The 14,037-nt window shown below is 56.3% G+C and carries 12 protein-coding genes and 1 pseudogene; 6 read left to right on the top strand and 7 right to left on the bottom strand.

Annotated elements, in window-relative coordinates; translation table 11 throughout:
* Positions 1–82: 82 nt before the first annotated feature.
* The gene (locus F8N85_RS00895; RefSeq protein ID WP_150801809.1) at positions 83–1,498 is read left to right on the top strand and encodes an amino acid permease; all 1,416 of its coding nucleotides are present in this window, start codon (positions 83–85) and stop codon (positions 1,496–1,498) included.
* Positions 1,499–1,701: 203 nt separating this feature from the next.
* On the opposite strand, the gene F8N85_RS00890 is transcribed toward F8N85_RS00895, so the two are convergent.
* Positions 1,702–2,067 carry a histone-like nucleoid-structuring protein, MvaT/MvaU family gene (locus F8N85_RS00890; RefSeq protein WP_150801808.1) on the bottom strand — a complete coding sequence of 122 codons (366 nt, stop codon included), beginning with the start codon at positions 2,065–2,067 and terminating at the stop codon, positions 1,702–1,704.
* A 451-nt stretch (positions 2,068–2,518) separates the two neighbouring features.
* On the opposite strand from F8N85_RS00890, the pseudogene F8N85_RS00885 reads away from it, so the two are divergent.
* Positions 2,519–2,731: pseudogene (locus F8N85_RS00885) on the top strand (hypothetical protein); the annotation flags it as partial.
* Positions 2,732–2,880: 149 nt separating this feature from the next.
* Positions 2,881–3,654, top strand: coding sequence for a ParA family protein (locus tag F8N85_RS00880; RefSeq protein WP_150801806.1), 774 nt, complete (start codon positions 2,881–2,883; stop codon positions 3,652–3,654).
* 88 nt (positions 3,655–3,742) lie between these two features.
* Here F8N85_RS00880 and F8N85_RS00875 read toward each other — a convergent pair whose 3' ends face one another.
* On the bottom strand, positions 3,743–4,642 hold the full coding sequence (locus tag F8N85_RS00875) for a LysR family transcriptional regulator (RefSeq protein ID WP_150801805.1): 900 nt from the start codon (positions 4,640–4,642) through the stop codon (positions 3,743–3,745).
* 191 nt (positions 4,643–4,833) lie between these two features.
* Between F8N85_RS00875 and F8N85_RS00870 the strand changes: the two genes are divergently transcribed.
* Positions 4,834–5,862 carry an alpha/beta hydrolase gene (locus F8N85_RS00870; RefSeq protein WP_150801804.1) on the top strand — a complete coding sequence of 343 codons (1,029 nt, stop codon included), beginning with the start codon at positions 4,834–4,836 and terminating at the stop codon, positions 5,860–5,862.
* 176 nt (positions 5,863–6,038) lie between these two features.
* The gene (locus F8N85_RS00865; RefSeq protein ID WP_150801803.1) at positions 6,039–7,229 is read left to right on the top strand and encodes an MFS transporter; all 1,191 of its coding nucleotides are present in this window, start codon (positions 6,039–6,041) and stop codon (positions 7,227–7,229) included.
* A gap of 165 nt (positions 7,230–7,394) precedes the next feature.
* Here the strand turns inward: F8N85_RS00865 and F8N85_RS00860 are convergent, their stop codons facing one another.
* From F8N85_RS00860 to F8N85_RS00840, 5 genes are all read right to left on the bottom strand, one after another.
* The gene (locus tag F8N85_RS00860) at positions 7,395–8,393 is read right to left on the bottom strand and encodes a bile acid:sodium symporter family protein (RefSeq protein ID WP_150801802.1); all 999 of its coding nucleotides are present in this window, start codon (positions 8,391–8,393) and stop codon (positions 7,395–7,397) included.
* 155 nt (positions 8,394–8,548) lie between these two features.
* Positions 8,549–8,701, bottom strand: coding sequence for a hypothetical protein (locus F8N85_RS00855; protein ID WP_224795604.1), 153 nt, complete (start codon positions 8,699–8,701; stop codon positions 8,549–8,551).
* A gap of 10 nt (positions 8,702–8,711) precedes the next feature.
* Positions 8,712–9,944 (bottom strand): nucleoside permease, encoded by a 1,233-nt coding sequence (locus F8N85_RS00850; protein WP_150801801.1) that lies wholly within the window; start codon positions 9,942–9,944, stop codon positions 8,712–8,714.
* 56 nt (positions 9,945–10,000) lie between these two features.
* On the bottom strand, positions 10,001–11,104 hold the full coding sequence (locus F8N85_RS00845) for a sugar phosphate isomerase/epimerase family protein (RefSeq protein WP_150801800.1): 1,104 nt from the start codon (positions 11,102–11,104) through the stop codon (positions 10,001–10,003).
* The gene (locus F8N85_RS00840; protein WP_150801799.1) at positions 11,101–12,267 is read right to left on the bottom strand and encodes a Gfo/Idh/MocA family protein; all 1,167 of its coding nucleotides are present in this window, start codon (positions 12,265–12,267) and stop codon (positions 11,101–11,103) included. Before F8N85_RS00840 ends, F8N85_RS00845 begins: the two co-directional genes overlap by 4 nt.
* 201 nt (positions 12,268–12,468) lie before the next feature.
* Here F8N85_RS00840 and F8N85_RS00835 point away from each other — a divergent pair, with 201 nt between their 5' ends.
* Complete coding sequence (locus F8N85_RS00835) at positions 12,469–13,473, top strand: LacI family DNA-binding transcriptional regulator (RefSeq protein ID WP_150801798.1); 1,005 nt, start codon at positions 12,469–12,471, stop codon at positions 13,471–13,473.
* The last annotated feature ends 564 nt before the right edge of the window (positions 13,474–14,037 follow it).

Here is a 14,037-nt window from a genome sequence, read left to right as displayed (position 1 = left end):
AGTAGCCGTTGCATTTCTAACAAGAACGCTAGACACCCACTTTCTGCCAAAACTCAAAAACATAAAATCAAGAGGTTTTGTAATGAAATCGACTCCGTCCGAGCGGGTTGAACAGCCCGCGCTGCAGCGTACGCTCAGCAATCGTCACATTCAGTTAATGGCCATGGGAGGTGCCATCGGTACAGGCCTGTTCATGGGTTCCGGGAAGATCATCGCCCTCTCCGGCACGTCGATCATCCTCATCTATATGATCATCGGTCTGTTCGTCTACTTCGTTATGCGCGCCATGGGCGAGCTGTTGCTTTCCAACTTGAACTTCAAAAGTTTCGCGGATTTTGCCGGAGCCTACCTCGGCCCACGCGCGGCGTTCTTCCTCGGCTGGTCGTACTGGTTGAGCTGGAGCGTCGCGGTGATTGGCGATGCAGTAGTGGTCGGCGGATTTTTTCAGTATTGGTTCCCCGATGTACCCGCCTGGATACCGGCCATCGGTATGCTAATGACGCTGTTCGCCTTAAATGTGCTGACCGTCCGGCTTTTCGGTGAAGTAGAGTTCTGGTTCGCGATCATCAAGATCGTTGCCGTCGTCACCCTGATTGGCGTCAGCATGGTGCTGATTGCCAGCTCCTTTGTCTCACCCAATGGCGTCACGGCATCCCTGAGCCACCTGCTGGATAAACAGGCAACCTTCCCTAACGGCTTGTTCGGTTTCTTCGCCGGTTTCCAGATGGCCATCTTCTCATTTGCCGGCACCGAGCTGATCGGCATCGCAGCCGCGGAAACCAGCTCCCCCGAGAAGACCTTGCCTAAAGCCATCAACTCGATTCCGCTGAGAATCATCCTGTTTTATGTGTTGGCACTGGCCTGCATTATTGCGGTGACTTCCTGGCAACAGGTTTCGCCCAACAAGAGCCCCTTCGTCGAACTATTTCTGGTTGCAGGGTTTCCCGCAGCAGCAGGTATCGTCAACTTTGTGGTGCTGACGTCTGCCGCCTCATCGGCGAACAGTGGCGTATTTTCATCCAGTCGCATGCTGTTTGGACTGGCCAATCACGACAATGCTCCGGGGATTTTTCGGCGCTTATCGAGCAGTAGCGTCCCCTTGCTGAGCCTGGCGTTCACGACACTGTTGATGTTGGTGGGTGTACTGTTGCTGTTCATCGTTCCGGAAGTCATGACCGCGTTCACCATCGTTTCTACCGTGTCGGCGATCCTGGTGATTTTCACTTGGTCGACCATCCTCGCGTCATACATTGCCTATCGAAAAAGCCGGCCCGACCTGCATGCGAAATCGGCCTACAAGATGCCTGGCGGCGTGCCGATGGCCTGGTTCTCCTTGGCGTTCCTGGGGTTTGTTCTCTGCCTGCTGGCATTAAGACCTGACACTCGTATTGCCTTACTGGTCATGCCAGGGTGGTTCATTTGGTTGGCAATTGCTTATCAGCTGACCCATTCCAGAAAGCTAAAATCCGCTGCTGGTTCGGCAAATCAGTACAGCTGATGTTCACCTGCCACCTTTAGGTGCCGATGCAGTAAAACGCGTTTGAGCGACGTGGCATTTGTGGGGCGCCTGCAGGTTGAAGAGTTGCAAGCGAAGGCCGTCAAGTTTTACTGACGGCCAGCTCTACGGATGGACGGCTCGGCTAAGTACATCTCTGGTGGACTCTCAACGTATCTTGCGGCCCTTTTGTACTCAAACCAAAATCACTTGCTCAGCCACGATTCCACGGTGTCGGAGCCATATTCCGCTTTCCATTCCTTCAGCGTTTTGTGGTTGCCGCCTTTGGTTTCGACCACCTCACCGGTATGCGGGTTTTTGTAGACTTTCACTTGGCGAGGTTTGCGAGTGACAACAGCAGACGAGGCAGCAGGTGCGCGACGACCGGCCTGCGGGTCAAGCAAGTTGATCACGTTCTTCAAGCCGTATCCGTACTGTGCAAGAAGCTCACGAAGTTTGGTTTCGAATTCGATTTCTTGCTTAAGGCCAGCATCACCCTTAAGGGCTTCAAGCGCTTGGAGCTGCTCGGCCAGGTGTTTTTCAAGCTGACGAAATTCTGCGAGCTTAGACATGGGATATCTCTCCGTGATTGTTATCCTAACGTTACACCAAAAACTCCGATTTGCATGAAGCAAGTGTGTTTACTTTGCTCATTAAGTCGCATCCTTTGCAGGATTCGCACTTGAGCAAACGTCCATCAATCAACATTTGGCGACGAGAGAAAGTTCGTAATCGCAACGGAACATTGGTGTGATGGCGCGGCCTCTGAAACAGGTTTGCGGAACGGAACTGGAAGCCAAGGTGTCATTTGTATTAGACACCTTGGTGTCGTACATCCTGTTGAGATAGAGAGGTCGTTTTCATGAACAATATCATCTACATCGTTGGGGCAGTGGTGATCGTCCTGGTTATTCTGTCGTTTGTCGGTCTTGTATAGCTTGCTTGCCAGCTGAGACCCCGTTCTGGTGGCGCCGGTAGCGGTTCAGCACGAGCCAAGCCCCGGCACTCGGAGGCGTTTGCGACATGTATCCGACGACTCCTGATGGTCGCTACTTTGTAGTCAAAGGGCAGCTGTGGCGTTGCACCAACCCTTCGCTGAATGCAGATGCCCGGCAGCGCCTCGTCGATGAACTCATGGCTGCACGACGTGAGGTAAAGGCAGCGAAAGCCTACGGCGATCCTGGTCAGTTAAAGACAGCCAGGGCACCCGTTCAAACGGCCAAGGTAGCGCTTGGGGCTTCCAAACCGGGCACTCACGTCTTTGCCAGCCATTTTCGACGCTGATTCGAGAGCCTGTCTTAAAACTGAAACCTAATGGTCATATATTGAAATCAACTGCTTTCATAATCTTGGCTTCAGGCCTTCTTCACGGATGAACTGTCCTCATGCGTCGTGTCGTCTTCAATCAAAAAGGTGGTGTTGGAAAATCCAGCATCGCCTGCAATCTTGCTGCTGTGAGTGCAGCGCAAGGCTACCGAACACTGCTGGTTGATCTCGATCCTCAAGCGAATTCGACTCACTACCTCACGGGCCTGCTCAAGGACGACATTCCCACCGGTATTGCCGACTTCTTCAGACAGACACTGTCTGGAGGCTTTGCCAGAAAAAAGTGTCGAGTGGCCATAACCGAGACTTCTTACGAGAACCTCCATCTCGTGACCGCCAGTCCAGATCTTTCAGATCTCCAGTCAAAGCTTGAGAGCAAATTCAAGATCAACAAGCTGCGTACGTTGCTGGTTGAGCTCTCAGAGGACTACGAGCGTATCTACATCGACACCCCTCCCTCGCTGAATTTCTTCACCTTCAGCGCCTTGGTCGCTGCTGATCGGTTGTTGATTCCATACGATTGCGACGCTTTTTCCCGGCAGGCTTTGTATAGCGTCATCGCTCAAGTAGAAGATCTGCGCATGGATCACAATGAATCGCTGCAGGTAGAGGGGGTGGTGGTCAATCAGTTTGTCGCACACACTGGCTTACACCAGGCGCTCGTAGACGAAATGCTCGCCGAGGGTCTGCCTGTGCTACCGGTTTATCTGAGTAGCTCAGTCAAGATGCGCGAGTCTCACGAAGCATCTATACCCCTTATCCATTTGGCACCGCGCCATAAGCTCTCGATGGAATTTGTTGATTTGCTGGATGCACTGGAGCGAGCAGCTTAAGCTGGTTTTCGGTGGCAGCCGGAACAGTGAAGCTCTGACTCATCATCTCGTGGCGCATTGCCAAGACGATCCCTGCCCAATGCCCGCCTTAAGAAAAACCATCACACCGAAGAGCATTCAGAACAAGCGAAAACGCCGGAGTCGGCAGGCGACGGCTTGGATAATAAAGGTGATAACCCGAGAATGAGGGACACCAGTCTTCTAGCACCTGCACCAGACGACCCTCCTCGATATGCGGAGCGAATTCCTCCTCTGGTAAATAGGCGATACCCAAGCCGCTGACTGCCGCAGCAGGGACATGGGCGCTGGTGTTGAGAATCACCTGACCCTCGACACGCACATTTACCTTTCGGCCACGCTTTTCGAACTCCCAAGCATCGAGTCCGCCCAGGGTTGGATAACGAATGTCGATGCATCGATGATCCAGCAGATCCTCCGGCTTCTTTGGCACTGGCATGCTTGCGAAATAGGCTGGTGACGCCAGAACAGCCATCCGTACCTTGGGCCCGATTGGAACAGCAATCATGTCCTTATCGACGGTCGCGCCAAATCGTATGCCCGCATCGAAACGGTCGGCGACGATGTCCCTGAAGCCATAATTGATATCGAACTCGACTTTGACGTCAGGGTATTCGAGGAGCAATGGCGTGAGTCTCGGAAGCAGGACTGTCCTCAGGACAAAATCGCCACAGGTTATGCGCACGGTGCCTGCGGGCTTGTCACGAAGCTCGGTCAAGGCGTCCAGTTCGGCCTCGATGTCGTCGAAGCGGTGACCAATGGCATGCATCAAGCGTTCTCCCGCGCTGGTCGGCGAGACGCTCCGAGTAGTGCGCGTGAGTAATCGTATCTTCAGCCGTTTTTCAAGTCCTGAAACAGTCTGGCTCAGCGCTGACTGCGAGACACCCAAGTGGGCCGCCGCTCGGGTAAAGCTGCCCTCCCTGGCGACCGTCACAAAGGCCAGAAGGTCGTTCAGATTATGTCGTGGCATCGAGACCCGCCTAACTTGATTGATTAGCTGCGCTTATAACCGCAACAAGCTTTCATTAGATTATCAAGGATGACGTATTCCCGGAGAATAGGGCAAGCCCAACCTGTAGCCATGGGCATGCGCTCAGACCACTCGCTGATCCAGCCCTAGGAAACAGGTTGATCAGCCAATTCAAAAACCGGGAGCACCTCATGAGAAAACTCGTTATGTTGTTCGGCCTTCTGATGGCGTCGCTTTCCGCAACGGGAGCAGATATGTCCAATGGAGCTGATAATTTCTACAAAAGCGACAAGGTCACTTTGCAGAAGGTGACCTTCAAAAATCAGTACCAGATGAACACCGTCGGGAACCTGTTTGTTCCTAAAGGCTTCAAAGCGGGTAGCAAGAACCCCGCAATCATCGTTGGCCATCCTATGGGGGCGGTTAAAGAGCAAAGCTCAAATCTTTATGCTCAGAAACTGGCAGAGCACGGTTTCGTGACCCTTGCCATCGATCTGTCGTTCTGGGGCGAGAGCGATGGTCAGCCGCGCAACTTGGTGTCGCCTGAAATCTATGCTGAAGACTTCAGCGCCGCAGTGGATTACCTGGGCACCCAGGCATTCGTAGATCGGAACCGGATTGGTGTCTTGGGCATATGTGGTAGCGGGAGCTTCGTTATCAGCGCGGCCAAGATTGATCCCCGGATGAAGGCCGTTGCTACGGTCAGCATGTATGACATGGGCGCGGCCAACCGAAACGGCTTGAAGCATTCCATGACCGTAGAGCAGAGGAAGCAAGCTATCGCCGCTGCTGCCGAGCAGCGTTATGCCGAGTTCACCGGTGGCGAAACCAAGTACACCAGCGGCACTGTCCATGAGCTGACTGACAAATCCAACGTTATCGAGCGCGAGTTCTACGATTTCTACCGCACGCCTCGCGGCGAATTCACCCCCAAAGGCCAGTCACCTTTACTGACCACTCACCCGACGCTGACCAGCAACGCCAAGTTCATGAACTTCTATCCGTTCAACGATATCGAGACGATCTCACCACGCCCCATGCTGTTCATCGCCGGCGAAAACGCTCACTCGCGCGAGTTCAGTGAAGAGGCCTATCGACTGGCTGGCCAACCCAAAGAGCTTGTCATCATTCCAGGCGCGGGCCATGTGGATCTCTATGATCGGGTCGACCTTATCCCGCTTGCCAAGCTGACCTCGTTCTTCCAATCCAACCTCAAGTGACATTAGTCGTTGAACGACGCGACAACCGAATGCCTGGCCCTGCCATTGAGTAGGGCCTTTCGCTTTCATTCAGCTCAATAGTTCTGAGCCCGGAAACACGCTATGCACCCGCACAGTAATGCCGACGCCATGCTGTCTTCGCAGGCGTTGGAGCTTTACGTATTGGAGGAGATTAGATGAGCAGTACCGCCTTACCTATTCAAGCAGCGAGCCGACAGGTATGGGGAGCAGTCCTGGCGATGTCTCTGTGCGCCTTTGCCCTGGTGACTTCCGAATTCCTTCCGGTCAGCTTGCTCACACCGATTGCGAGCGATCTCGCGCTGACAGAGGGCCAGGCCGGACAAGCGATTTCCATTTCAGGCATCTTCGCCGTCGTCACCAGCCTTTTCATCTCCTCTGCAATTCGCCGGCTCGACCGCAGGCCCGTTTTACTTTTCCTGACGGCATTGATGATTGCCTCCGGCACGCTCGTCGCCTTTGCCCCAAACTACTCGACACTGATGGTTGGACGCGCAATTTTAGGTGTCGCGATTGGTGGTAGCTGGGCAATGTCAACCGCCGTCATGATGCGGATTGCGCCAGAAGGCTTTGTGCCTAAGGCCATCGCTGTGATTCAGGGCGGCACCGCCTTGGCTACTGCGGTCGCCGCACCCATTGGTAGTTTCATGGGCGGACTGATCGGCTGGCGAGGAGCGTTCTTTTGTGTGGTGCCGCTTGCAGCTGTAGCGCTCTGTTGGCAAGCATTTACGTTGCCGAAAATGCCTGGTCAGAATAAGTCTGGATCTGCAACTGATGTGTTTCGGCTGCTAGGTAGCGCCAAAGTCGCGCTGGGCATGGCAGCAGTGGCATTTTTGTTTATGGGGCAGTTCACGTTATTCACCTATCTGCGCCCGTTTCTTGAGTCGGTGACCCATGTTGAAGTGTCTGGACTGTCCCTGGTACTGCTGATTATTGGGGTGGCCGGGTTGGTGGGCACGATGGTGATCGGCTCGGTGTTGAACCGAAGTCTTTACCGGGTGCTGGTGATCATTCCACTTTTGATGTCGGGAATTGCCGTGGCTCTACTTGCCTATGGCAGCTCGATGTGGACTACCGCAGTTTTGCTGGGGGTGTGGGGTCTGATTGCTACATGCGCACCTGTAGGCTGGTTCACATGGCTATCACGCACACTTCCACGAGATGCCGAAACCGGTGGCGGTCTGATGGTGGCGGTGATTCAGTTGGCTATCACGCTTGGCGCGACGGTGGGTGGGTTGCTATATGACGGAGTTGGCTACCAGGCCACCTTCATCGCCAGTGGATTATTTCTTCTGGTGGCTGCGGTACTGGCGTTGCTCGTATCGCGAACGGCTACGCCCCTTCGATGATCCTGTGAGGAGTTTGAGCTGCGCAACAGCAAACACCTTCCAGCGGATTGGCAGCCGGCGACGGGAAGTCCCCAGGGACGGAGAAAGGCGATGTGGTGCTGTGCGACCCACTCAACTACCCAGGATTTTTACTGGCCGCACACAAACTGGAACTGGTCGTGGTTATCAAGGGTCTACCTGGCCCATCAATTCGGCGATCGATTCCGGGCGATTTGCATAGCGCTGCGCCAGCACTGCACAGACCATCAGCTGAATCTGGTGGAACAACATCAACGGCAGGATCAACACACCAATGGTGCTGCCGGCGAACAGCACCTGGGCCATCGGCACACCTGTCGCCAAGCTTTTCTTTGAACCACAGAAGAGGATGGTGATGCGGTCTTCCTGATTGAAGCCGAAGGCTTTGCCCAGTACGGCGGACGCCAGCAATACCAACGCCAGTACGATGCAGCAGACGACGACCAGCCCAGCCAACTGCCATAGCGGAATCTGATGCCAGATACCTTCGATCACCGCCTCACTGAAAGCACCGTAGACCACTAACAGAATCGAGCCCTGATCAACAAACCTGAGCCAACTCTTGTTGCGCGCCACCCAGCTGCCGATATAGCGTCGAGCGATCTGCCCGGCAACGAACGGCAGCAACAGTTGCACGCTGATCTTCAGCATCGCATCGAGCGTCGAGCCTCCATCACCCTGCACATTCAGCAGCAATGTCACCAGCAACGGCGTGAGAAAAATCCCGAACAGACTGGATGCCGCCGCACTGCAAATCGCCGCAGGAATGTTTCCACGAGCCAGAGAGGTGAACGCAATCGCCGACTGTACCGTCGCGGGAAGCGCACAGAGGTAGAGCATGCCCATATACAGGTCGTTGCCGATCATCGGCGACAGCAAAGGCTTGAGTGCCAGACCGACAAGCGGGAACAGAACAAAGGTAAGGCCAAACACCAGCAAGTGCAGGCGCCAGTGGCCGGCACCGGCGATGATCGATTCGCGCGACAGTTTGGCGCCATGCAGAAAAAACAGCAGGGCAATGGCGATGTTGGTCAGCCAGCCAAAACCGACCGCTATCTGACCGCTGGCGGGCAGCAGGCTGGCGAGAATCACCACGCCGACCAGGGTCAGGGTGAAGTTGTCGGGCAAGAAGCGAGGGCGAGTCATAAGGATCAGCATCCGGGGTTGCCAGGAACGTTACGACGACTCTAACGTGCTTGCTGGCTACCGACTAACGCCGATGAGCCAGCAGATGCCGCCTAAAGGACATGACAAGAGTTTCAGGCGCAGTATTCCCGGGCTACCCAGCCTTCCAGGAAACATCAGGTCAGGCGAGTGCCAGACATCAGTCCTTCAGTCAGCAACGACTCCAAAGGCTGGACCAGATGCCGGGTGCGGATTTCATCACCGATTACCGCCACTTCCATCTTGCGTTTAGCGATCACCACATCCAGCAGTCCAGCTTCGTAATCCAAGAACAGGTCGTTAGACAGTCGATTGCGCAACTGCCGCTTGCCGGCCCTTGAACGTCAGCGAAAAACAGAAAAAAATCGCTAACGCAAACCCTGCCGGAAATAACCAGATGCTTTTCCAGTCATGGCTGTCCGCGAAGGCGTAATGGTCGGTCACCTGCCCTGCTACCCAGAAGCCAATCAGCATGCCCAGGCCGTAGGTCGCCAGGGTAATCAGGCCTTGGGCGGAGCTTCTGAAGCGTTCCGAGGCTTTTGCGTCGGTGTAGATCTGGCCCGAGACGAAGAAGAAGTCGTAGCAGATGCCGTGCAGGGCGATGCCGGTGAACAGCATGAAGGCCAAGTCGCCATTGTTACCGTAGGCGAACAACAGGTAGCGCAAGGCCCACGCCAGCATCCCCACCAAGAGCGCGATTTTGATACCGAAGCGCTGAATGAACAGCGGCAGAAGCAGCATGAACAGCACTTCGGAGACCTGACCGATGGCCATTTTCGCCGTGGGGTTGGTCACGCCGATTTCCGCCAGAAACGGATTGGCATTCTGGTAATAAAACGCCAACGGAATGCAGATCAAGATGGACGCGATGAAGAACACCAGGTAGCTGCGGTCTTTGAGCAAGCCCAAGGCATCCAGCCCGAGCATTTGCTTGAGGCCACCATTGCTCGACTCTGGCTTCAGTGGTGCGGTGCGCGGCAAGGTAAAGCTGTAGAGACCCAGAACGAGGGACGCAATCGCCGACATCAGAAAGGTATTGCGCAACCCGCCTGACGAAATCGCGGTTTGGGAATCCCAGGCAAACACAAAACTGATCACCACGCCGGCCACAATCCAACCGATGGTGCCCCACACGCGAATACGGGAAAACTCCAGGGCCGGGTCACTCATCTGCCGGAACGCGACTGAATTGACTAATGCCAATGTCGGCATGTAGATCATCATGTAGGCCAGCACAAACGGATAAAACGTGCTGAAGTCTGGCGCTCGATAAAGCTGGTACAGCAACACGGCGCCTACCAGGTGCAGCACTGCGAGGATGCGCTCGGCATTGAAGAAACGGTCGGCGATCAAACCGATCACAAAGGGCGCGATGATCGCGCCCCAGGACTGTGTCGAGAACGCCATGCCAATCTGACCGCCGCTGGCGCCCAGGTTACTGGCGAGAAATGTACCCAGGGTGACGAACCATCCGCCCCAGATAAAGAATTGCAGGAACATCATTGCGCTTAATCGCGCGGTCATCATGGTCATAACAGTCACCGTCTTATTGTTTTTCTTTTTGGAGAGAGGAACGAACAAGGTTGTCTTCAGGCGTCGGGCAAACCCAACAGTCGTCGATTGAAACCTTCGTCGGACGACACGCTGGCGAAATCATCGAACGCCTTTCGGGTCTTGGTAATCATGTGCTGCTCAATGAACGCCGCTCCTTGCGCGGCGCCCTGTGCGGAATCCTTCAAACAACACTCCCACTCCAGCACCGCCCAACCGGCGAAGTCGTATTGGGTCAGTTTGCTGAAGATCGATTTGAAGTCGATCTGGCCATCGCCCAGGGAACGGAAGCGGCCCGGCCGGTCGACCCATCCCTGATAACCGCCGTAGACACCCGAACGGGCATCGGGCCGGAACTCGGCGTCCTTGACGTGGAACATGCGGATGCGGTCGTGGTAGCGATCGATGAAACCCAGGTAGTCCATTTGCTGGAGCAGCAGATGACTCGGGTCATACAGGATGGTGGCGCGTGGATGGTGATTAACAGCGTCTAGAAAACGCTCGAACGAGGCTCCGTCGTGCAGGTCTTCGCCGGGGTGGATCTCGTAGCACAAATCAACGCCGGCCTCTTCGAAACAATCGAGGATGGGCAGCCAGCGCTTGGCCAGTTCTGCAAAACCTTGCTCGACCAAACCACTCGGCCGTTGCGGCCATGGGTAGAGATACGGCCAGAGCAGCGCGCCGGAAAACGTCGCGTGGGCCTTCAACCCCAACCGCTGACTGGCGCGGGCCGCCAGCTTCAATTGATTGATGGCCCATTCGGTCCGCGCCTGAGGCTGACCGCGTAAATGCGCGGGCGCAAAGTCATCGAACAAGGCATCGAACGCCGGATGCACCGCTACCAGTTGGCCCTGCAGGTGCGTCGACAACTCACTGATCTTGACGCCCGCTTGAGCACACACGGCTATTAATTCATCGCAGTAGCTCTGGCTTTCGGCGGCGCGCGCCAGGTCGATGTATTGCGTGCCCAAGGTGGGTAACTGAACGGCCTTGTAGCCCTGGGACGCCGCCCAGTGAGCAATATTGGCCAGCGTATCGAATGGCGCTTCGGCGGACATGAACTGCGCCAGGAAAATACCTGGACCGCGCAGGCCTGTCGGGGGTTGGGGCGTGGGGTTCACGGGAGGATTCTCCGGGTTCATGGATGGCAGACCAGTTCGGTCCACTTCGTGTCGCCACGATGGTTGGCGATCACGGCTTCGATGAAGGCCATGCCGCGCAATCCCACTTCGATGCCTGGCACACCGGGGGCATCGTGGTCTTCGACGTTGCTGCGGATCGCGTTGGCGAAGTCGCCGTAGAGGTTTGCCATGGCCTCCAGATAACCTTCGGGGTGCCCGGCGGGCAAACGCATGCGCTTGATCGCGGCCTCACACAACCAGGGCTGGCCGACACCGGAACGCAGGATGCGCAACGGTTGATCAAGAGAACGATGAATCAGGCTCGACGGTTCTTCCTGACGCCACTCCAGCCCGCCCTTGTCGCCGTAGACGCGGACCTTCAACGGGTTCTCTTCACCAGCACAGACCTGGCTGGCGATCAATACACCGCTCGCGCCGTCGACCATCTTGAACAGCATCGCGGCATCGTCGTCCAGTTGCCGGCCGGCAATGTGCGTGCCCAACATCGCGCACAGGTGGCTTATGGATTGATCCGCCACGAACTCCGCCAAGGAAAAGGCATGAGTACCGATATCACCAATGCAGCCGCCCAACCCGGATAGCTCGGGCCGATCTCGCCAACCGGCCTGCTTGTTGCCCTGCCCGGCCACATCCTGGCTCAGCCAGCCCTGTGGGTACTCGACGATCACCTTGCGCACCGCGCCGATCACGCCGTTGCGAACCATTTCCCGCGCCTGCCAGACCATCGGATAACCGAGATACGTGTGGGCCAATCCATAAAGGCGGTCGCTGGTTTTCACTACGCTCTCGAGGGCCAGCAGCTCGGACAGATTCAGCGCCGCGGGCTTCTCGCTGAACACATGAAACCCCGCGCTCAGCGCCTGGCTGGCAATTGGGGCATGCAGATGATTGGGGGTGACAATGATCAGCAGCTCCATGCGTTGATCGGCGGGTTGCGCGCGCTCGGCATCCAGCATGTGCTGCCAGTCGCTGTAGCACCGGGAAGCGGGCAATCCGAGCGCCGCGCCCGTGTCCTGATTGTTGCGCGCGTCCCGGCTGAACGCACCGCACACCAGTTCAAAACGCCCATCGAGCCCGGCCGCCTGACGGTGGGCTTTGCCAATGAAGGCGCCTTCGCCGCCCCCGACAAACCCCATTCTTATTTTTGGCACTGGAACACTCATCGCAACTCTTCTCTGTTTGAGGCGGATTCAGGCGGCTTTTCAGAAATGAAGCCCTACGCCAATGTAACCGGTTACATCGTCACGGAAATTTAGGCCCTGTTGTGCGAAGTGTCAAATCCCGGATTAAAATCCACGAACATTTCAGGGCACGGCCGACTTGCGCTAAGCTCGCCAGCCGCACAGTTCGACAACGAGGTGGTCTTGTCCAATATCCGTGAAGTAGCCCGGCTTGCCGGCGTCTCGGTGGCCACGGTATCCAGAACCTTGAAGTCGCCTGAGCGCGTGCTCCCCGACACCCGGGACAAGGTCAACGCCGCCGTGGAAAAGGCCGGTTATCGGCCGAACCTGATGGCGGTGCAGTTTCGCTCGCGTAGAACCGGCAACCTGGTGATTCTGGTGCCGGCAATCGCCAACACTTTTTTCGCCCGGGTGATCAGCGGTGCCCAACAGGCTGCCCAGATCGCCGGGTACCGGCTTTTGCTGTGCGACACCCAGGGCCGCGAGGAAATCGAACGGGAATTCGCCGAGCTGGTGTACGCCCATCAGGCCGATGGCGTGATCCAGCTGCGCGCCTACGACCCTTTTGAAGCGCCCTTCCCCAGCGCCGAGTTTCCTCCTATCGTCAACGCCTGTGAGGTGATTCAAGGCGGCCGCCATCCCACGATCAGCCTCGATAACCGCGCGGCAGCCAAGGCCATGACCGAGCATCTGATCGAACTGGGACACCGCCGGATCGGCCTGATCAAAGGCCCGAAAAGCAGCCCGCTGACCCGCGACCGTGTGGCCGGTTATCAGGATGCATTGCGCCAGGCCGGAATCGCGTCCGACCCCGCTCTGATCTGCCACGGTGATTTCAGCTTGAAGGCCGGTCATGACGGTGCAGCAGCGATGCTGGAGCTGCCCGACCGTCCCTCCGCGCTCTTTTGCGAAAACGATGAAATGGCCATCGGCGCGTTGAAACGAATCAAGCAACAGGGCTTGCGAGTACCCGAGGATATTTCATTGGTGGGTTTCGACGACATCCCCTTCGCGGCGTACTGCGATCCACCCCTGACGACCATCGCGCAACCCGCCGAACTCTTCGGCCAGAAAGCCGTCGAGATGTTGATTGCTCTGATTGAGAAGAAACCGATTGCCCAGCGTCATGTGGTATTGCCCTTTGAGTTGACATTGCGCAATAGCACAGCTGTGGTCAATGAGCGCTGACCAGATCCATTTCAGGAGGTTTACTCCTGCGCCAACCCTAAAAGCCGACGTAACTCAGATGCATTGGTGTTGGCGCGAAAGCCTGGGCCCCCTCGTTGGAAACTTTTGGCGTCGGCCAGTTTGCCAACGACTACGGGTTCGCAACCCGCATCCAGCACAAGCTGCGAGGCAATCTGTACCGCTTCTCGATCATCTCCAGCCAAAGGCACACCCAATTTGTCCACTGAGCGATTTGCAGACGCTTCGATCGCCGTCGCGTCTACAGCGCTAAAAGCACGCACCAGCCGCGCTCCAGCCAGCAATCTGGCCGACGTAGCTCCTACACTTGTTTGCGCCGCCTCGCGCGATAACGCATTGGAATCGTCAGGTGAAGGATTGCAAGCATCAAGCACCACCTTGCCCTTTAAAAGTGGAGCAAGGTCACCACAGACTGAGGGGAAATCTTGCCGGGAGGGCGCGAGGACCCGGCCCCGTAGCGGGCAATGATTTGGAAAGTCGTGCAGAAGAGGATACGAATGTGCTCAACGCTGGGGCACAGAGATTGACTGCGAACGCAATCATTCA

The sequence above is a fragment of the Pseudomonas fluorescens genome, from assembly GCF_902497875.1.
In the GTDB taxonomy this organism is placed as follows: domain Bacteria; phylum Pseudomonadota; class Gammaproteobacteria; order Pseudomonadales; family Pseudomonadaceae; genus Aquipseudomonas; species Aquipseudomonas fluorescens_BR.
This window is presented reverse-complemented; position numbering and strand designations above follow the sequence as displayed.

Coding starts and splice junctions, on each gene's coding strand:
- F8N85_RS00860 (WP_150801802.1), bottom strand. CDS start 8,393: ATGACTCGCCCTCGCTTCTTGCCCGACAACTTCACCCTGACCCTGGTC.
- F8N85_RS00840 (WP_150801799.1), bottom strand. CDS start 12,267: ATGAGTGTTCCAGTGCCAAAAATAAGAATGGGGTTTGTCGGGGGCGGC.
- F8N85_RS00865 (WP_150801803.1), top strand. CDS start 6,039: ATGAGCAGTACCGCCTTACCTATTCAAGCAGCGAGCCGACAGGTATGG.
- F8N85_RS00895 (WP_150801809.1), top strand. CDS start 83: ATGAAATCGACTCCGTCCGAGCGGGTTGAACAGCCCGCGCTGCAGCGT.
- F8N85_RS00850 (WP_150801801.1), bottom strand. CDS start 9,944: ATGACCATGATGACCGCGCGATTAAGCGCAATGATGTTCCTGCAATTC.
- F8N85_RS00870 (WP_150801804.1), top strand. CDS start 4,834: ATGAGAAAACTCGTTATGTTGTTCGGCCTTCTGATGGCGTCGCTTTCC.
- F8N85_RS00845 (WP_150801800.1), bottom strand. CDS start 11,104: ATGAACCCGGAGAATCCTCCCGTGAACCCCACGCCCCAACCCCCGACA.
- F8N85_RS00875 (WP_150801805.1), bottom strand. CDS start 4,642: ATGCCACGACATAATCTGAACGACCTTCTGGCCTTTGTGACGGTCGCC.
- F8N85_RS00880 (WP_150801806.1), top strand. CDS start 2,881: ATGCGTCGTGTCGTCTTCAATCAAAAAGGTGGTGTTGGAAAATCCAGC.
- F8N85_RS00890 (WP_150801808.1), bottom strand. CDS start 2,067: ATGTCTAAGCTCGCAGAATTTCGTCAGCTTGAAAAACACCTGGCCGAG.